General features: G+C 40.0%; 17 protein-coding genes and 1 pseudogene. 4 read left to right on the top strand and 14 right to left on the bottom strand.

Annotated elements, in window-relative coordinates; genetic code table 11:
- Window positions 1–719: 719 nt before the first annotated feature.
- On the top strand, window positions 720–1742 hold the full coding sequence (locus AC07UV_RS24405) for a LacI family DNA-binding transcriptional regulator (protein ID WP_282253399.1): 1023 nt from the start codon (window positions 720–722) through the stop codon (window positions 1740–1742).
- 135 nt (window positions 1743–1877) lie between these two features.
- Here AC07UV_RS24405 and uxuA read toward each other — a convergent pair whose 3' ends face one another.
- The 9 genes from uxuA to ettA all read right to left on the bottom strand — a co-directional run bounded on the left by uxuA (window position 1878) and on the right by ettA (window position 12602).
- Window positions 1878–3038 carry a mannonate dehydratase gene (gene uxuA, locus AC07UV_RS24410; protein WP_282253398.1) on the bottom strand — a complete coding sequence of 387 codons (1161 nt, stop codon included), beginning with the start codon at window positions 3036–3038 and terminating at the stop codon, window positions 1878–1880.
- A gap of 12 nt (window positions 3039–3050) precedes the next feature.
- Complete coding sequence (locus AC07UV_RS24415; RefSeq protein ID WP_495185641.1) at window positions 3051–3869, bottom strand: SDR family oxidoreductase; 819 nt, start codon at window positions 3867–3869, stop codon at window positions 3051–3053.
- A 106-nt stretch (window positions 3870–3975) separates the two neighbouring features.
- On the bottom strand, window positions 3976–4137 hold the full coding sequence (gene ccoS, locus AC07UV_RS24420) for a cbb3-type cytochrome oxidase assembly protein CcoS (protein ID WP_282253396.1): 162 nt from the start codon (window positions 4135–4137) through the stop codon (window positions 3976–3978).
- Window positions 4138–4142: 5 nt separating this feature from the next.
- Entirely contained in the window at window positions 4143–6536 is a 2394-nt protein-coding gene (locus tag AC07UV_RS24425) for a heavy metal translocating P-type ATPase (RefSeq protein ID WP_495185642.1), read from the bottom strand.
- 8 nt (window positions 6537–6544) lie between these two features.
- A complete protein-coding gene (hemN, locus tag AC07UV_RS24430) occupies window positions 6545–7915 on the bottom strand; it encodes an oxygen-independent coproporphyrinogen III oxidase (protein WP_495185643.1) in 1371 nt (456 codons plus the stop codon).
- The gene (locus tag AC07UV_RS24435) at window positions 7912–8331 is read right to left on the bottom strand and encodes a Rossmann-fold NAD(P)-binding domain-containing protein (protein WP_282253393.1); all 420 of its coding nucleotides are present in this window, start codon (window positions 8329–8331) and stop codon (window positions 7912–7914) included. The genes hemN and AC07UV_RS24435 overlap by 4 nt, the downstream gene beginning before the upstream one ends.
- A gap of 214 nt (window positions 8332–8545) precedes the next feature.
- Window positions 8546–9613 carry a response regulator gene (locus AC07UV_RS24440; protein ID WP_282253392.1) on the bottom strand — a complete coding sequence of 356 codons (1068 nt, stop codon included), beginning with the start codon at window positions 9611–9613 and terminating at the stop codon, window positions 8546–8548.
- Between the two features lie 113 nt (window positions 9614–9726).
- On the bottom strand, window positions 9727–10911 hold the full coding sequence (locus AC07UV_RS24445; RefSeq protein ID WP_495185661.1) for a PAS domain-containing sensor histidine kinase: 1185 nt from the start codon (window positions 10909–10911) through the stop codon (window positions 9727–9729).
- A gap of 8 nt (window positions 10912–10919) precedes the next feature.
- Complete coding sequence (gene ettA / locus AC07UV_RS24450; protein ID WP_495185644.1) at window positions 10920–12602, bottom strand: energy-dependent translational throttle protein EttA; 1683 nt, start codon at window positions 12600–12602, stop codon at window positions 10920–10922.
- A 185-nt stretch (window positions 12603–12787) separates the two neighbouring features.
- On the opposite strand from ettA, the gene AC07UV_RS24455 reads away from it, so the two are divergent.
- The 3 genes from AC07UV_RS24455 to AC07UV_RS24465 all read left to right on the top strand — a co-directional run bounded on the left by AC07UV_RS24455 (window position 12788) and on the right by AC07UV_RS24465 (window position 17400).
- Window positions 12788–15313, top strand: coding sequence for an ATP-dependent Clp protease ATP-binding subunit (locus tag AC07UV_RS24455; RefSeq protein WP_282253390.1), 2526 nt, complete (start codon window positions 12788–12790; stop codon window positions 15311–15313).
- A gap of 110 nt (window positions 15314–15423) precedes the next feature.
- On the top strand, window positions 15424–16845 hold the full coding sequence (locus AC07UV_RS24460) for a hypothetical protein (RefSeq protein WP_495185645.1): 1422 nt from the start codon (window positions 15424–15426) through the stop codon (window positions 16843–16845).
- Window positions 16846–16974: 129 nt separating this feature from the next.
- Window positions 16975–17400, top strand: a complete 426-nt coding sequence (locus AC07UV_RS24465; RefSeq protein WP_495185646.1) for a hypothetical protein — start codon at window positions 16975–16977, stop codon at window positions 17398–17400.
- 465 nt (window positions 17401–17865) lie between these two features.
- Here the strand turns inward: AC07UV_RS24465 and AC07UV_RS24470 are convergent.
- From AC07UV_RS24470 to AC07UV_RS24490, 5 genes and pseudogenes are all read right to left on the bottom strand, one after another.
- Window positions 17866–18330: pseudogene (locus tag AC07UV_RS24470) on the bottom strand (IS982 family transposase); the annotation flags it as partial.
- Window positions 18331–18509: 179 nt separating this feature from the next.
- A complete protein-coding gene (locus tag AC07UV_RS24475) occupies window positions 18510–18677 on the bottom strand; it encodes a hypothetical protein (protein WP_495185647.1) in 168 nt (55 codons plus the stop codon).
- The gene (locus AC07UV_RS24480; RefSeq protein ID WP_495185648.1) at window positions 18664–18942 is read right to left on the bottom strand and encodes a hypothetical protein; all 279 of its coding nucleotides are present in this window, start codon (window positions 18940–18942) and stop codon (window positions 18664–18666) included. The genes AC07UV_RS24475 and AC07UV_RS24480 overlap by 14 nt, the downstream gene beginning before the upstream one ends.
- 65 nt (window positions 18943–19007) lie before the next feature.
- Entirely contained in the window at window positions 19008–19412 is a 405-nt protein-coding gene (locus AC07UV_RS24485; protein ID WP_495185649.1) for a DUF5675 family protein, read from the bottom strand.
- 4 nt (window positions 19413–19416) lie between these two features.
- Window positions 19417–20178 (bottom strand): hypothetical protein, encoded by a 762-nt coding sequence (locus AC07UV_RS24490; RefSeq protein ID WP_495185650.1) that lies wholly within the window; start codon window positions 20176–20178, stop codon window positions 19417–19419.
- Window positions 20179–20308: the final 130 nt, after the last annotated feature.

Consider the following 20308-nt stretch of genomic DNA (forward strand, 5'->3'; position numbering starts at 1 on the left):
CGTTTATCCATCCATTACCTATCGTTTGTATAGGGGATGGATAGAGAATCTATAGGAAAATCCCGAGCATCGGCGAAACGGGGACGAGCGATATCCGAACACGGATCAAAAAAAGGCCGTTAGGGGATCCAACCAAAAATGGGCAATACCAGGAGATTCCTTTTATTTTGAATCAAAGGGAATACTTGGGGTTTCACTCCCCTCGTATTAAACCAGTCTCATCCCCAGCCAAGGACCAAATGATAGAACCAGCAGGTTAATATATAATATTCCTTGTGTAGCTCCCGGCTCAATCGGCTGCACAAGGGATAAACCTCGGGACAGCTTCGTATCTCAGTCGGGACAGCTTCGGGGTAAATCCGTATTCTTTCCGTGGTGAGTCCGTGGTGAGTCCGAGTTAAACACGCTAGAACAGCAGTACCAGTCTGGTAGAACCATGCCAACACCTGCACTTAGCCCCCTTTAAATCCCGATTCAGCTCCGAACAGGTCTCGAACCGCAGCGAAAAAAACATTAAATAGGCTAAACACTTGGACTCATTGGCTGGAAATGCAGTTTTTAAAAGTAAAAGGATTCAAAAATTTGAATTTGTTAAACATAAAAATGCTATAAACCGGACTATATTATTGTTACAACGCAAACCATTGATAATTATCAAAAACAGCTGGTTTGTCTTTTTTTTTATGTAGATTTATCTTCTTATAACAACCTCCAAAGTGATGAGCAGAACTACCCTGAAAGATATAGCCTTAGAACTCAACATTTCTGTTTCGACAGTTTCCAAAGCACTATCAGACAGCTACGAAATCAGTGAAGCAACTAAAAAAATGGTTCAGGAGTACGCTAAAAAGCATAATTTCCATCCCAATAAGTTGGCACGAAGTTTAAAAATCGGAAAATCAAATACCATTGGAGTCATTGTTTCCAATATCAGCAATACATTCGTATCTCAAATTCTCGATGGAATTCAGATCGCTTCCCAACAAACCATCTACGATGTTATCTTTATGCAAAGTAGAGAGGATGAACGCGTAGAAAAGAATTGTATAGATGTATTAAGAATGCGAGGCATAGATGGGCTAATGATCGCTCCCGTGTCTTCTGGGTCAAATATTGAAGAGCTTAAAGACCTCATTAAAGCTAAAATACCTGTTGTTATCTTTGACCGCATCAATCACAAATTGGACACATTTAAAGTCGGAGTCAATAATTTTCAAGGAGCATACAATGCAACCCAACACCTTATTCAACAAGGAAAACGGAATATTTTACATATCACAGGAAAAAACCTAGGTGTTGCCGAAGAACGTTTAAGTGGTTTTAAAGCAGCTCTCTCTGATGCGGGCATACCTTTTAATGAAAGACATTACATCGAATGTAGCTTTAACAGCACGGTTGATTTAGACAATAGTATAAAAGAAATTATAATTAAAGAATATATTGATGGCAAAAAAATCGATGCAATTTTCGGCGCAACGGATGTTATCACAACAAGGACATTGGGCATTTTAGCCGAACTTCAGATCAAAGTTCCGACGGAAGTTGCCGTCATCGGATTTTCTAATACACAAATTGCAGCCTCATTAAACCCTGCACTGTCAACTGTCGTACAACCTGCAACTGAAATCGGTGAAATAGCAACAAAAAAACTGATTGACACAATTAATCAGACAAGACCAATTCACGAATTTGAAACCATAGAACTTCCGACACAGCTTGTCGTAAGAAAATCTTCGTTATAACCCCTTCCCTTTTACATCGAAGGAAAATAATAAAAAACAGTCAGAAAATATCGCTTGCGCTATTATCTCCTGACTGTTTTTTTATACTATAACCTTCTCATCAGCGAAAGTAATCACTACAATTATTACAATAGATTACTCACCAGCAATTCCATATTCCAATCCTCGTAATTCAGCTAAACCTCTTAATCGGCCAATAGCAGAATAACCAGGGTTTGTCACCTTGTTAAGATCGTCCAACATCTGATGTCCATGATCAGGTCTAAATGGAATAGCAGTAGATCGCAACTGATTTTCAGCAACCAAAATTTGCATAATTTTATGCATATTCACATCCCCATCCAAATGATCTGCTTCATAGAAACTACCAATGGTATCTTTCTTAACATTCCGCAAATGGACAAAGTTTACCCGCGCCTTTACCTGCTCTAATATCGCCGGTAAATCATTGGTCTGGCTAGCTCCTAAAGAACCTGTACAAAAACAGATACCATTGAATTGTTGAGGCACTTCACTCAAGATATAGCCAAGATCTTCACCATTGCTAGCAATACGTGGCAAACCTAAAATCGGATAAGGTGGATCATCGGGATGGATCGTCATACAGATGCCGTTTGCCTCACATACCGCAGAAATTCCGTTTAGAAAGTAGACTAGATTGCTACGCAAGCCATCCCTTCCAATATGTTTATACGTATCAATACTGGCTTTTAAAGCATCCAATTCCACATTTTTTTCTCCCGGAATTCCCATCAGAACGACATCGGCCAAGCTATCTTTTTGTTGTTCGGAAATTTCACCAAAGCGCTTCGTTGCTCTTTTGACAATATTTTCTGAATAGTCTTTTTCCGCATCAGCTCGTTCTAAAATAAAGATATCAAAAAGTGCCAGGTCAATCCAGTCAAAATAAAGAGCCTTTGAGCCATCTGCCATCACCAAATCCAGTTGCGTTCTGGTCCAATCCAGTACTGGCATAAAATTGTAACAGACTGTTTTAATACCGCATTCCGCAAGATTAGCTAGTGTCTGGTTATACTTAGCGATATATTCATCAACTCGAGGTCCTTTTGTTTTAATTTCTTCATGGACCGTTACACTCTCTACCACGGACCAAACCAAACCTGCATCTTCGATAATACGTTTTCGCTCCTGAATATCGGCAAGAGGCCAAACCTCGCCATGGGGAATATGATGTAGAGCCGTAACGATGCCCGTTGCACCTGCCTGTTTAACATCCTGCAAGGATACTGGATCGTTGGGACCATACCAACGCCATGTTTGTTCTAATTTATTCATCTCAAAATCTCGTTAAACGCCGCACCATGCATTAAAACCACCATCTACAAAGACTGTCTCACCAGTTACAAAAGCTGAGGCATCGCTCAATAGATAGATTAAAGTTCCTTTTAATTCCCGTGGATCTCCCAGTCGGTTATAAGGTGTTCCGCTAAGTATCCGCTTGGTACGTTCACTATAGCTACCGTCTGGATTTATCAATAGATTTTTGTTTTGTTTGGTCAAGAAGACACCCGGCGCAATTGCATTGACGCGAACTTGATCACCATAACGCTGCGCAAGTTCCGTTGCCATCCATTTTGTATAGCCGTCAATACCGTGTTTGGCAACTGTATATCCCAATACCCGAGTGAAAGGCCGACTTGCTGTCAAGGAGGAGATATTTACGATGGCTCCTTTTCCGCTTTCTGCAATTACGCGACCAATAATATGTGTTGGGATAATTGTTCCATAGAGATTTAGCTCGATCGCTTTAATCGTGTCTTGAATATTACTTGCAAATAGATCTTGGTCAGCACCTATTGTCGCGCCTGGAATATTTCCACCGACAGCGTTCACCAGAGCGTCTATTCGCCCCCATTTATCAAGGATCTCATCCTTTGCTCTACTGACATCCTGTTCGTCCATGATATCAACCTCTACAAATATGGCCTCCCCTCCGAGAGATTCTACTTGCTGTACACGCTCTTTTCCGATCTGCTCGTTACGCCCAAGAATAGCTACTTTTGCCCCTGCCTCAGCCAACGCTTCCACAAATGCCTCACCAAGAATCCCCGTACCACCTGTGATCACGACAATCTTATCTTTTAATGAAAATGGATTATTACTCATGTATTTCTATTTCAAATTGGTATTTATCCCCAATTTTATTGATAATAACCTTAATTACAAAAAAAAGTAATTGATTTAATTACGATAACGTTTTAGTTATTACAAATTATTTTTCCACTTCTTCCGCTGTGTCATCATCAAACAAAATTCTTACTGAAGGGGTATAGGTATCATCATGCTGTCCTGACTTATTCGCCCAAAAGAAAGCACATAAAAACACCAAAGCTAATAATACACTACAACCGATTAGAATATACATGATTTCCATAACAACTATAGTTTATGACGTTTTGCATACCATCTTGTCATTAAGCTGGTAAATGAGATAATTGTAACTGTACTTATCGGCATCAAGATTGCAGCAAATAAGGGCGACATAATCCCTTGAATAGCAAAACTCAACCCGATTATATTATAGAGCAAGGATATCCCAAAGCTCATATGGATTACCTTTACAGCATCTTTGCTGAAAGCAAAGAAATCCGATAATTTTGAAAATGACTCACCGTCTAAAATAGCATCACATCCAGGCGAAAAGTTATTAATATCATCACTGACAGCAATCCCTAAATCTGCTTTACGCAATGCTCCCGCATCATTCAATCCATCCCCGATCATACAGACATGTTTTCCCGCCTGCTGAAATTTTTGAATGCGCCCCAGTTTTTCCATTGGAGACTGATTAAACATCAAGCAAGCTTCCGAAGGAAAAATCAATTTTAGCGCATCCATGCGTCGGTCATTATCCCCTGATATCAGGTGAAGATCATAACGAGGTGTGAAATTTTCGATCAAAGCAGGCAAGCCATCTCTCCAAGCCTGTTCCATCGTAAAATATCCTTTCAGCTCTTCGTCGATACGTATAAATACGACAGATCCGTCAGTTTTGATATTTCCTATATTCAAAAAACTGGCACTACCGATTTTGACAACTAGCCCCTCAACCATCGCCTCCATCCCTTTTCCTGGCAACTCTTTAAAATCTCGGACCGGAACATCAGAACACACATCCAGCCATTTCACAATCTCTCGGCTCAAGGGGTGACTAGAATTACGACATACTGCATATACCAACGTTTTTTCATTTGTATTAAGTGAGCCTTCAAAATAAATTGAGGTTGCTTTAGGCGACGAAATAGTTCCTGTTTTATCGAAAACGAGTGTATCTATTGTTGCCATCTGCTCGATTGCCGCTGTATTTTTAACATAGAACTTGTTTCTATCGAAAATACTTAATGCCGCAGATAGGGTAAAAGGAGAGCTCAACGCCAATGCACAAGGACACGCTATAATCAGCACTGCCGTAAAAGCTCCCCAAGCCCTATTGGCGCTTCCGTCCACAGCCCAATATAGTGCTGCGAAAAAAGCGATCGCCAATAAAACAACAGTAAAATATTTACTTATAAAGTTCACAAAAGTCTGAAAATGCTTATCGTAATCTTTATAATTTTCATTATTCCATAATTTGGTCAGATACGACTGTGAAATCGGCTTTATAACCTCCAGTTCGATCGCCTCGCCCGTCTGACGTCCCCCGGCGTAAATAATTTCCCCTAAGGTTTTACTCACAGGACTTGATTCTCCGGTCACAAAACTAAAGTCAATCCCCGCATCGCCTTTTAATAATATGGCATCTGCCGGGATAATCTCATTGTTACGAACAAGTATACGATCACCGATATTAATATCGGCCAATTGCACAGGTTTGTCCCCATCTTCAGTAAGTACAGTTACCGCAACGGGGAAATAGCTCCGATAATCCCTTTCAAAAGAAATATGATAATAGGTCCGCTGCTGCACCCATTTTCCGATCAGAATAAAGAACACCAAACTACATAAAGTATCTGTAAAACCAGCTCCAGTCTGCGTTATTACTTCGAAAGCCGAACGTAAAAACAGGACCAAAATACCCAAGGCCAAAGGGACATCCAGATTCAACCTTTTTTGTTTCAAACTGACATACGCAGACTTAAAGTAATCCGAAGCACAATACAACAAAACTGGCAATCCAAAAGCTAAATTGATATAACCGAAAAAACTCGCATACTCCTTTTCAAATGCTCCCATACCAAAGTAGTCCGGGAAACTAAATAGCATCGAATTTCCGAAACAGAATCCTGCTACTGCAATCTTGGCAACCAAGGGATTCAGGTTATTCTTGTTTCCCTCTTTAACGACATCCTGCAGTGTAATTTTGGGATCATAACCAATATTAGCTAATAGATATACTAAATCTTTGAGCGGAAGTAAAGTATGATTAAAAGTGATACTAGCCTGTTTTTTCATAAAGTCCACGCGGGACTGTAACACGTTTGGATTTAATTTATAGAGATTTTCCAACAGCCAAATACACGAGCTACAATGGATAGCAGGAATATAAAAGGTAATGATAGTCATCTTATCATCCTTAAAATCGACTAATTTAGCCGCAATCTGTGGCTCATCCAAATACGAAAAATCCGCTTGTTTTTCTTTATTGGATTTTCCAGGATGCTGATTATAACGGTAGTATTGTTGCATCCCCCCATTCTGCAAAACCTGATAGACAGTTTGGCATCCGAGGCAGCAAAAATCATGCTCATCGAGATGGTAACCTGTTTCTTCGATTGTGTCTCCACAGTGGAAACATTTCTCGATTTGTTGTACTTTTTCTTTTGTTACCGCCATATCCCCAATTAAATTGCTTCACTAAATAACTGCGTTTTTGTACGCAGCTTTAAAAAACGTTGATCAAAAGCCATACAGATATTCCGTAGAAATGAACGTCCGATAGTAGTGCATCGAATCAGATCTCCTTCTATGCTGACTAAGCCGTCTTGGACCAATGTTGACAATTCATCTTTAATCTGCTCAGTTAAATCCGATGTAGGATCCAATTGTACTTTACCTTTACACATCATATCAAGGATATAACGTCTTATGACCAGATCTTCTGCATTAAGTATATGCCCTTTCACTACAGGCAAGACACCTGATGCGATCAGCTTATGATATTCTTTAACTGTTTTTACATTTTGCGCAAAACCACCCCAAGCGTCGCTGATCGAGGACACACCAATGCCAATTAATAAGGGGTTAAACCGATCCGCATACCCCATGAAATTACGGTGCAAGCGTCCTTCTTGGAAAGCCAAATAAAGTTCATCATCTTTTTTCGCAAAATGATCCATCCCGATATCTGCGTAACCTTGTGCCAAGATCAGCTTTTTCCCGAGATTATAAAGTGCTAGTTTGGCAGTACCTTTCGGCAGATCCGCCTCGGTATAATGCCGCTGCCCGGGTTTTAACCAGGGGACATGGGCATAGCTATAAAAAGATATACGATCTGGCTTGAGCAGCATAGATTTTTCAATCGTATCCTGTACAGATGCTTGGGTCTGCTTAGGCAATCCGTAGATCAAATCGAAATTAATGGATTCAAAACCGATCTCTCTGGCATTCAACATCACCGCTTCTACTTCCTCAAAGGTCTGCTGTCTATTGATCATAAATTGCACCAAAGGATCAAAATCCTGTATACCTAAGCTGAGACGACAGAAGCCTAGGTTGAAAAGAATCTGTAGGTGCTCGGTTGTGGTATTAGCAGGGTGCGCTTCAAATGAAAAAGAGCGATCTGCTGTGACATCGACATGTTCAAGAATTCCCTCAATCAACAATTTCAGGTTCTCAGGTTGAAAAAATGTCGGTGTACCACCACCCAAATGTATTTCTGACACGAGCGGTTTCGCACCTTTGAAAACAGTCCGATACATCTCCCACTCCTTTAGGAGGGCAGCAATATAAGGCAGTTCAACCTGATGATTTTTTGTGATACGCGTATTACAGCCACAGTATGTGCATAAGCTCTCGCAAAAAGGAAGATGTATATACAGACTTAACCCCCTATCTTTTGACTGTTTGAAAGTAAGGTATACCTGATCCGTCCAAGCATCAGTAGAAAATGTTTTCTCATCCCAAAATGGAACAGTTGGATAACTGGTGTACCGTGGTGCTGCAACATTATATTTCTGCACCAGCTCCGCCATAGTCTTGTCTTGTGTACTCATTGAAAATTATTTTTTGCGCAGTCATTTAAACAACAACATGCTTTACCAACACATTTTTCCATCCCCCAGAGATTGAGATTCCGAATAGTCTGTTCTGCCAGTCCTTTTGGGCTTTGATCCTCAAAAGGTGCATTCGCAATCTGAATACGCAGGGAGCCTGCCTTCACCAGATCAATATGGGATGTTTCTTTACTTCTTGTCATGATCTTATTGATCCCTAATTCCTTCAAATTAAGTAGCATTTTATCGTCCAAAATATCTCCTCCAGAGATGACAATCGCATCCTTCCCGCGCGCATAATTTTGCGTTTCGGCATTTAATCCGTTTGAAATCAAGGTGAGATCATGCTGTTTTGCATTGGCCAATGCCCAAAACTCCTTTTCAAATGACCTCACATTATATACAACTACTTTCATTTTGAATTCTACAATCAACCACGTATAAGTTTATCCTAAAAACAAAATTAGCTTATAGCTCAGCCCAAAAACATGATACAAGACCATACCTGACAATGATATATATCACAATTACACAAAAAGGGTGTGTCCGAATTCTTCGGACACACCCTTTTTGTGTTGATATTTAAGAGCCGTAAGCTTAAAGCCCAGGAAATTTTTACTTGTTTAATTGTTACTGTTTTACGTCCCTCAATTTTTTGATAGAATTGATAAAAATCTTTCCTTTTTCTTTCGAGATCAGCTTTTCCTCTTTAAAATCAGAAAGCATACGTGAAACAGTTTCATTTGCCGTACCGGCTATCGAAGCAATTCCATCTCTGGTAATATCAATTGTACAGGCATTGACCTCATTGATATTAATTCCGCTTTTTTCGGCTACACTGATCAGAGCATTGGCCACACGTTTACGCACAGAATGGTATGCAAAGCCCAATAGTTGTTCCTCTTTTTCACGAAGGTCGACAGAAAGCAATTTGATAAACTTGCTTGCTATAGCCGGTTTTTTCCATAAGAGCTCCAAAAAAGCATCCTTCGGAATTAAAATAACTTCGCTCGGTTCAACAGCTTCTGCATAATCTTCATAGTTCTCATTCAACAGCACCGAAGCGTAAGCAAAATAATTTCCTTCGATATAAATTCCAGTCGACAATTCGCGTCCATCTTTATATGATTTAAAGCTTCGAATCTGCCCTGATTTGACATAATAGACATAAGTAGGCGAATCGTCTTTCTCAAAGATTGACTGTTTCTTCTTTACCGTTTTCACACGCGAGTTCGCGAGTAATTCCTGTAGCAATAAAACTTGCTCCTCTTCACTCAGATTTAGATCAGCGTCTTCAGGTGTATTAGCGGATAACTGCTCATGCTTTTTTAGACGAACCTCAATTGCATTCATCAGCTCCACATCGTCAAAAGGTTTGGTCAGGTAATCATCAGCCCCCATCTCCATTGCCTTGCGCATATCCGCACGTTCGGCTTTGGCGGTCAGAAAAATAAAAGGAATTTTTGAAGTGCTTTCTATTTTGCTTAACATAAATAGTACACCATATCCATCCAATTCGGGCATCATGATGTCACAGAGAATCAAATCAGGAATATGCCGGGTTGCCAAATCAACTCCTATCCGACCATTCTCCGCTGTAATAACATCATACCGTCCTGTCAGCTCCAAAATCTCAGTTGTCCCCTCTCTAATGTCAATATTATCCTCAATAATTAGAATTGTCTTTTTATTTTTCATTCCTAACATAATTATTCATTCCTATTTACCTTCAATGCCTCCTGAATGCCAAGCATTTATTTCATAAGTTCAGCTGTTCGATTTTTCTGCCACCGATAAAGCGACTCCAACACCTATTCAAAACTGACCTTAAATGATGTTCCTTTATGTACCTCCGATACAAACTCCATTTTACCTTGCATAAGTTCAATATATCTTTTCACGATATTTAGCCCCAGTCCCGTACCCGGAATATTCCCTGTGTTATGGGCTCTGAAAAAAGGCTCAAACAAATGCACTTGGTCCTCTTGGGGAATACCGATTCCATTATCTTTGACTGAAATCGAACAGCCATCGTCATCAATACAGGTTGTAAATTCAATTAATGTATCTTCGCCCGAGTATTTGATTGCATTGGAAATCAAATTCACCAAGGCATTTTTCAATAGATTCTGGTCCAAAGAAAAATGTCCGATCTCACCTGTATGCTGATACACAATGTGCTGGTTTTTCTTACAGATCAATTGCATTTCCTCCGTAATCTCCTCAGCCAGTTCGACCAAATTAATATACTGCTTATTCATGACTACAATACCCGCCTCCAATTTCTCCAATGAGAGAAAATCGTTCAAAATACTGGTCAAGAGCTGCACTGCACCTTTAATCTTGTTGGTATGTTTAATGATACTCGCCTTATCATCGGGGCGATCCGCATATTTTTCGATCAACGAAGCTGATAATTGAACGGAACTTAAAGGGGTGCGAAACTCATGTGAAGCCATAGAAACAAAACGTGATTTAAGCTGGTTAAGTTCAATTTCTTTCTCCAAAGATTTAGAGACCTCCGCCTTTGCTTTTTCCAGTTCCGAAACCATCGATATTAGATCACGGGTTCGCTCACTGACTTTATGTTCCAATTCGGCTGCATGCTGTTTTAGCATGTCCTCAGCAGCCTTTTCACGGGAGAGATCATGGATAAATCCTGTAAAAATATTTTTATCTTTAAGCCAAACTTCACTGACCGCAAGCCGGAACGGAAATGTTTCTCCATTCTTCTTTAATCCCATCACCTCCCGTCCGATCCCGATAATTTTCTTATGACCTGTCGTTTGATAATTATGGATATAATTATCGTGATTCCCCCGATCAGGCTCAGGCATTAACTTCGAAACATTATGTCCTATAACTTCTTCGGCGTTATAACCAAACAATTCTAAGGCAGCAGGGTTAATGCTTTCCACATTCCCCCTGTTGTCAATGGTGATAATTCCATCAATTGCGTGGTCTATTATGGCCGCCAGAAGCCTTCCGCCTTCCATGATCATCGTTATTTCACCAATTTTTTGTATTTAATACGATGTGGAGTCACATCACCCAAGCGTTTCTTGCGGTTCTCCTCATATTCAGTATAGTTACCTTCAAAGAAATACACTTGAGAATCACCTTCAAACGCAAGAATATGCGTACAGATACGGTCCAAGAACCATCTATCGTGGGAAATCACCACAGCACAACCACCGAAATTCTCCAAACCTTCCTCTAACGCGCGCAATGTATTTACGTCAATATCATTGGTCGGCTCATCGAGTAAAAGTACGTTTGATCCTTCTTTCAGTGTGATCGCCAAATGGACGCGATTACGCTCTCCACCAGAAAGTACACCGACTTTCTTTTGTTGATCAGCACCATTAAAGTTGAATTTGGATACGTAAGCCCTGGAATTCACGGAGCGATTGCCTAAGATCATATTATCATTACCACCGGTGATATTTTCCCAAACAGATTTTTCAGGATCCAGATCATGGTGCATCTGATCGACATAGCCCAATTTGACCGTCTCGCCTACTTTGAACGAACCTGTATCTGGCGTTTCCTGTCCTGTGATCAAGCGGAATAAAGTTGTTTTACCCGCACCATTTGGCCCAATAATACCAACGATACCGGCTGGGGGCAACATGAAACTTAAATTTTCAAATAAGATACGATCACCATAGGCTTTGGAAATATCTGTTGCTTCAATAACAGAGTTACCCAAGCGCGGTCCTGGAGGAATAAACAACTCCAATTTTTCTTCACGTTCTTTGGTTTCCTCAGACGCTAATTTTTCATAGTTATGAAGACGGGCTTTAGATTTGGCATGACGGGCTTTTGGAGCCATACGTACCCATTCCAACTCACGCTCCAAAGTTTTCTGACGTTTGGTTTCCTGCTTTTCTTCTTGTGCCAGACGTTTAGCTTTTTGATCTAACCACGAAGAATAGTTTCCTTTCCACGGAATTCCCTCACCACGATCAAGTTCTAAGATCCATCCTGCGACGTTATCCAAGAAGTAACGGTCGTGGGTTACGGCAATGACAGTTCCTTTATACTGTTTCAAGTGTTGTTCTAACCAGTCAATAGACTCTGCATCCAAGTGGTTAGTCGGCTCATCAAGCAATAATACATCTGGTTCTTGTAATAATAAGCGACATAATGCTACACGTCTCCGCTCACCACCTGACAAATTGGCAATTTTAGCATCAGGTTCTGGACAACGCAATGCATCCATTGCTCTATCCAATTTGGAATCAATTTCCCAAGCATTTGTTGCATCAATTTTATCTTGCAATTCACCTTGTCTCGCTAGCAATCTATCCATTTCATCCGGATTTTCGTAGACCTCAGGCAAGCCAAATTTTTCATTGATTTCTTCGTATTCTTTTAAGATTGCTGTAATTTCAGCAACACCTTCCTGCACAATTTCCAGTACGGTCTTTTCGAGATCCAATTGGGGTTCCTGTGCCAAATATCCCACAGAGTAACCTGGAGAAAACACAACTTCACCCTGATAAGATTTATCCAAACCCGCAATAATTTTCAATAATGAAGATTTTCCGGATCCGTTCAAACCGATCACACCGATCTTGGCACCATAGAAAAAAGATAAATAGATATTTTTTAGAACTTGTTTTTGAGGCGGATAGATTTTGTTGACTCCCGCCATCGAAAAAATAATCTTCTCGTCTGACATAAAATTTAAAAAAATTGGAAAACTCTTGTTATATTAACATACAAATGTAATCTTTTATACTGACATTTTGGACGTATAATGGTCATGGCTTAATTGTTGATGACATTATTTAAAATAATTTTAAGGTTTGAAATGTAGAATTTACTACATTTATATATCCTTAATATAAAACAGAAAGGTATTCAATGGAAGCAAAATTTTCACCGCGCGTAAAGGATGTTATATCGTACAGTAGAGAGGAAGCTTTGAGATTGCGTCACGATTATATAGGCACAGAGCATTTGTTGCTCGGCTTGATTCGTGAGGGCGATGGAATGGCGATCAAAATCCTTAAAAACATAGGCATTGACACAACTGCCCTACGTCAATCTGTGGAGGACGCAGTGAAGGGGGCATCTGTATCACGTGCACCTATTGGCAACATGCCATTAACTAAACAAGCTGAGAAAGTGCTGAAAATAACTTATTTGGAAGCGAAAATTTTCAAGTCAGATATTATTGGCACCGAGCACCTATTATTGGCTATCTTGCGGGATGAAGATAATATCGCTTCGCAGATTTTACAGCAATATAATGTGACTTATGACATCTTCAAATCTGAAGTTGAGCAAAATAGAACCACCATTAAGGATGAAGCTCCCGGCTCTCCTACAGGTGACGATGATTTTGCTGAGGATGATCAATATATCCAACCTAAAAAGGTTTCGGATATTAAATCCAAAACTCCTGTATTGGACAACTTTGGCCGAGATCTGACCAAAGCTGCTGAGGAAGGTAGACTGGATCCTATTGTAGGTCGTGAAAAAGAAATCGAACGTGTATCACAGATCCTATCCCGTCGTAAAAAGAATAATCCGTTATTGATCGGTGAACCTGGAGTAGGTAAATCGGCTATAGCAGAAGGATTGGCGTTACGTATCGTGCAACGCAAAGTATCACGTGTATTGTTCAACAAGCGTGTGGTCACTTTAGATCTAGCCTCTTTGGTTGCTGGCACAAAATATCGTGGTCAATTTGAAGAGCGCATGAAAGCAGTCATGAATGAGCTTGAAAAATCACCGGATGTGATTTTGTTTATCGACGAAATTCACACCATTGTTGGCGCTGGCGGTGCTTCAGGATCTTTGGACGCTTCCAATATGTTTAAACCAGCCTTGGCAAGAGGAGAAATACAATGTATCGGTGCGACTACACTGGACGAATATCGTCAGTATATTGAGAAAGACGGTGCTTTAGACCGTCGTTTTCAACGTGTGACTATCGAGCCGGCTACACATGATGAAACTGTAGAGATCTTGAATCGTATCAAAGAGAAATATGAGGATCACCACAATGTGACTTATACGCCAGATGCAATTGAGGCCTGTGTGTCATTGACAACACGTTATATTACGGATCGTTTCCTACCGGATAAAGCGATTGACGCTTTGGACGAAGCGGGCTCACGTGTACACTTGAACAATATTCATGTTCCACAATCCATTATTGATATCGAGAATAAAATCGAGGAAGTCAAATTGGAGAAAAACAAGGTTGTTCGTAGTCAAAAATACGAGGAAGCTGCTAAATTACGTGATACAGAGAAAAAGCTTATCGACGAGTTAGAGAAAGAGAAGATTGCGTGGGAAGAAGAAACCAAATCTAAGCGATACACTGTTTCCGAAGAAAATGTAGCGGAAGTTGTTGCGATGATGACTGGTATCCCAGTGCAACGTGTCAGCCAATCCGACAGCCAAAAACTGTTGAATATGGGTGAACTAATGAAAGGAAGAATCATCGGTCAGGATGATGCCGTCGGTAAATTGGTTAAAGCCATCCAACGGACACGTGCTGGACTGAAAGACCCTAAGAAACCTATTGGTTCCTTTATATTCCTAGGTCCTACTGGTGTCGGTAAAACAGAATTAGCGAAAGAACTAGCTCGATTTATGTTTGATACTGAAGACGCATTGATCCAAATTGACATGAGTGAATACATGGAGAAATTTGCTATCTCACGTCTGGTCGGAGCGCCTCCGGGATATGTAGGTTATGAAGAAGGTGGACAGTTAACAGAGAAAGTACGTCGCAAACCTTATGCGGTAGTGCTTTTGGATGAGATTGAGAAAGCGCACCCTGATGTATTCAACCTGTTACTGCAAGTATTAGATGAAGGTCAGTTGACTGATAGTTTGGGTCGTAAGGTGGACTTCCGTAACACGATTATCATCATGACCTCCAACATTGGTGCACGTCAATTGAAAGAGTTTGGTCAAGGTGTAGGTTTTACTACTGCGGCAAAATCGCAACAAACAGATGCACACTCCCGTGGAGTAATCGAAACTGCATTAAAAAGAGCTTTTGCGCCAGAGTTTTTGAACCGTATTGACGATGTTATTGTTTTCAATTCGTTGACAAAAGAAAATATCTTTAAGATCATTGATATCGAATTGACGTCTTTGTTTAAACGAATCGCAGATTTAGGATATACCATTAACTTGACGGATGAGGCGAAAGATTTCATCGCCGATAAAGGTTATGACAGTAATTTCGGTGCACGTCCATTAAAACGGGCAATCCAAAAATATCTGGAAGATCCAATTGCGGAAGAAATCCTCAAAGGAAATGTGCAAACAGGTTCAGTTTTAACTGTCAGCATCAATCCAGAAACCAAAGATATTGAGGTCTCTAGCTCAGATCCGAAGTCTTCAAAAGATACAGCGGAGAAATAATCTCAAAAATAATCACACAACAAAAGGTTTAAATGAAACGAAATAATTCGTTTCATTTAAACCTTTTTCTTTATATTTACTGTAAATTTTAAATTTAAATCACAATAATTATGAGAAAGAGACTTTATTTTACCTTCCCTTTATTACTATCTCTGACATATAGCTGCCAGAAGGATAGAATGACCACTCAAGACATCAGTCAACAAAATCCACAAGAGTTAACGCAAGGGGATTATGATATTTTTGCAAAATCTCTTGCGAAAGTAATTGACAATAAAGAAGCCAAGGCTGCGTTAAAAGCTAAAGCTCTTGAGAAATTTGATGGAGACTATGATGTTTTAGTATCCGATTTTATCAACGTACAACTTCAGGATAACGGTACAATTCTCGATTTATTTTCAGATAGAAATACGATAAAGAAAATCATTAATAGCAATCCTTTATTAACTATATACATTCCCGAATTGAAAGTATTCAACGCAGAAATGTGGAATACAGATAAAACTACCCCCATTGTAGCTGTAAGAAATGATGGAAGTACAGAAAAAATAGTGGCTTACAATGCTTCAGCCAATGTTATTGAATTAAACAAGAAAATAGAACCAACTATTCCCACGATATTAATAAAATCCAATGAAAGATTACCTTTTATACAAGATAAATCGGTTCAAATAATAAATGCCAACTCTTTTCAAAAAGTTGCCTCTGACAGGTCTGGCTCAGGTCGATCAACCCAAGACACACGAAATTGGAGGATTGAAGATCCTTTTGCCCCCAAAATACAAGAAGCTATAAGCAAAGGTTTACCATTATCAAATATTAGAGATTATGTCTACTATGGAATCGATCCAAACAACAACATCCTTAAAGGAGAACTAAATGCTCAAAATTACGCAGAACATATTATCGCTATTGAGTTAACCAGCAAAATGGTACTAGATAAAATTGCTGATTGGGGTGAAGGAGATCTTGAAATTAAAATTACGGTAAATATCCCTAGGAGAGACGGTACCCCACTACAAATTAACAAAGCAATATTTTGCAAAAAAGCCGATTTATACCAAGAACCAACTACTAGGATTGAAGGATATGTAAAGCGTTTTGTAGGATTTGATCCAATTCAAATAGCAACATGGGATAACTATAACTTAGGTAACATGTGGACTTTTCATGCAGAGGAATTTGATGAAGGCGAAGAAAGGACAACTATAGAAACTCTTGAAAACACATTCTTCACAGAAGGCGGAGGAGGGTTTGAATTTAACTTGTTTAAAATAATAAAAACCAATCTTTCTGGTAAATTCAGCAAAACTGAGAAAAAAACTTCAAGCTTTACGATGAAAAGTACTAACAATTCAGATAACCTGTATGATGCTATTCTAAATTATCTAGAGCCAATCGCAATACCAGATGGGAGTAGTGTAAGAGGATATAAACCCTATTATCTAAATACCGGAGCTATTAAGATTAGAGTGGAGCCATATCCAACAGGAGGAATACCTAATACTGGTGGAGGAAGCAGGCCAAGATAATATTTATTGTATATTTTTCAAGAAAATGCACCATTTTGGTGCATTTTTTGTTATAAAGAAGGTTGACGTTAAACTTTCGCACTATTTTATCGTCCTATAATAAAAAATGTCACAAATAACACAAACAATATGAAAAGACTTTTATTCGCAGCTTTACTTGGAACCGCAGCCCTGGTTTCATTTTCTTCTTGTAAAAAGGAGTATATTTCGAATTATTTACCAGGTGTGAGTTACACCTTTGATGTGCCTAATAACAGTTTTGGAGACTGGAAAAGAGTTAGTGGAACAAACACTTTTGAATTACAAATTCCATTTCCAGAATTGGATAAAAAGTATTTTGATACAGGACATGTTAATGTAGCCATTTCATTTAATGATGACAAGGAATACTTCAGAAATATTCCTTCAGCAATCGGCGCATACGATTATCGTGTTGATTATACAGTAGGTAAAGTTATTGTTTACGCAGATTATTTGGGCACAGGAACACCTGCTGTCCCTAAAGAAATGATTATGAAAGTAACATTGACAGACGCTGATAATGGCGGAGAATAGAAAAGAGGCTATCTAAAAAGTAAAATCGAAGTTGACTGTGCGATATAAAATTTGGACATCAGCTTAAGATCACTCTTTGGAAAGGAGAAATTGGTCATTTCGAATGTGGAAATGACCAATTTTAGTAAACTAAAAATCATTTGCTCAAAACTTAAAACTGCCTCTTTTTTATATATCAAAAACCTACCCCCTCAACAACAACTCGGCATGCTCCACCGCAGCATCTGTGCAATCTCTTTTACCCTTCCGGATTGATCTAAACGAACAATATTCGATATCGTACGTTGGCCTTATCTCCTTTATAAACCTTAAAGTGCGCCGAATCTTTTGAGGCTATACCGTCATTAATATATGACGAAAGTTCTCAAATAGTGATTTCTAAAATCCACTAGCATCGCTCTGTTTATCTCCAAAAAAAATAGGATTAACAAGATTAGAAACTAACTATCAACCTGAGTTCGATTGTTAAAATGCGTTAATTTGTAAAGAATTTGTTGTTTGATATTTAATGGCAGGTTTTTTAGGAAAGAAAGAATATGCAATAAGTGCTGCTATGATGTTTGCGATGAAATTGGTAAACGATCTGTGTCTGGAGTGCTCTACTTGGCAAATGTTCTTGAGTTCATCATTGACTGTTTCAATAACAGATCTTTTTCTCAAGATTATTTTGTCGCTCATAGTCATCAGACTATTTTTCATGTTGTTGCGAATACATGTGATCAATTGGATATCGTTAACAAACAATATGTTGGCTAGCTTTTGAGAAATATAACCTTTATCGGCAAATAACTTTCCAAAGACAGCTTTCAGGAACGCCTCATTCTTAAGGGGCTCCCTATCATCGAGATTGGCCTGGGTTACCGCAAAATTCAATATCTCACCACGATCATTGATGACAATATGCAGTTTGAAGCCGTAAAACCATCCTATCACAGGGGGATGTTTTAGCTAAATATTTGAATTCACGTCACTTAAATATAAAACTATTCCCGCTATTTTGCAATATTTTAAACCAAAATATTAATCGAACTCAGGTTATTACCATTTCTGGCACTATACAGATCGACAAAACGGGTGCTTTAAAGAATAAGCACCCGTTGAAATTCTACCTATTTTCTTTTACACCACTTGTCTAGCAATCGGCCAGTAATGAAACTGATGAGCGTTCCCAATGCCGCCACTAGAACAGTCTGCAATACATCACCAAAAGACAGACTTGACCAAATGGAACAGATCGTACCGCCCAGTGTCGCACCACGTATATCATTCCATTTCATCAAACCTCTCCTTTCTCGTTGTGACTTCTATATCGTTCCCACTTGATGAATTTTTATCCGCAGATTGTTGCCGCTTTATGGTTTCAGGTTCTGAATCGGAAGGACTCACTTCCGAAGGCGGGTTCTTTTCTTCAAGTACCTTCTCCAATATACCAAGCCCAACAGTTATGTACTTCAATATATTTGCCGCTTTTCCCGGCAACTTGACCGGTGCCATCAGAACCACCTGCAACACCTGGCCTATTTTGTTTACTATTTTTTTCATTAAACCTTGTAAAATTAGATAGGATGGCAATTGTGCACCGATCGCCCATCCTATCATTTAAAAAATTACCGAATACTCAAATACACATCATCTCCCATATCCCACAGGCAATACACCAGCGCTTTGAGCTTGGCCAGGGCCTTGCCACTTCCGGTGCCCTGTCCCTCACCTATCAGCGTTGTCACTGGTGCAATACAGCCGAGCAACTCGTCCTTTGCGTTGTTCGCCGCGTGGATCAGAATCCCTTCACGGTTCAGCACGTTCGGGATACCGATCTGCTCGCCATGCCGCTGGTAGTGGATCTTCTTCAGTTTGTACTGACCGATCGGGATACAGCTGATCCGCTTAATGTTATTGCGGTCCGGCAGCTCGATCGTATGGCAGATATGCTCACCGTTGAAGCTGATTGTTCCATTTGTTCCCTCAGCTCCATATTTCCGCAGGAGCTTGAGCGTATGCCTAGTTCTCATAAGCCTATGGTTGGATTACCTGGACGAATGTTAAGGCGTTGTACATTCCATTCGACAAGGGATAGTGGCCACCATTGACAAATTGGAAATAGCTGATCCCCACCATGATGAATACGACAGCATCCGGCTGCGGCTGTAACTCCAAAGTCAGGTTTTCCGCAACGGTCACCTCGCTTTTACCTATGTCCATGTAGGTAGAGCGGGCAATGGCCACTTCATCAGCCTCCGGATCTTGTGCATCAAATTCTGTCGCCACCAGCTGGATCTGCACATGCGTGGCACCTTCCAGTCCCTTGATGACATTCTTGGCGATCATCTCCGGGATAGCAAAAGAGCCATTCCCTGTGGCGCGATCATAGGTCGGGCGAACTTTTAGGAAGAAAACGTCCTTGAGCTGCGCCTTGAAGTTACATTCCAGGCCGACCAATTGACCGAGGTTTGTGGCAAGCACCTGACGATCCCCCCTGCCATTAATTTCATCCGCTCGCAGGATACGGTTCATGCGTCCAGTCAGGCGGTTGCTGAATGCAGCATCAGATCCCTGATTGAGCAGTTCGCGCAGCTGCTCACGCAATTTTTTGGAAGCATTTGCAGCCCGGCCAAATTCCTGGCCATTTTCTTTGGTGCGCTGAAAACGTGGATCAGAATTGATCTGATCTTTGGTTGGGCCACCCTTCATACGGGCCTGATAACCGCGCTTGTCCTTGTAGAAGGAAAGATCCCCGATCTTACCTTCAAATTTTACTAAACTAACTTGTCTTGCCATGATTGTATAGCATTGGATTACGATACAAAGATGCAGGGGTAAAAATCAGGGCTGGTCCCAAATGGGCTGATCTGGGGTTACCTGTATCCAAATGGGGTCAAATGGGTTCATTTGTCTCTTTTACATATAA

Source organism: Sphingobacterium sp. GW821-FHT03E03, from assembly GCF_059420745.1.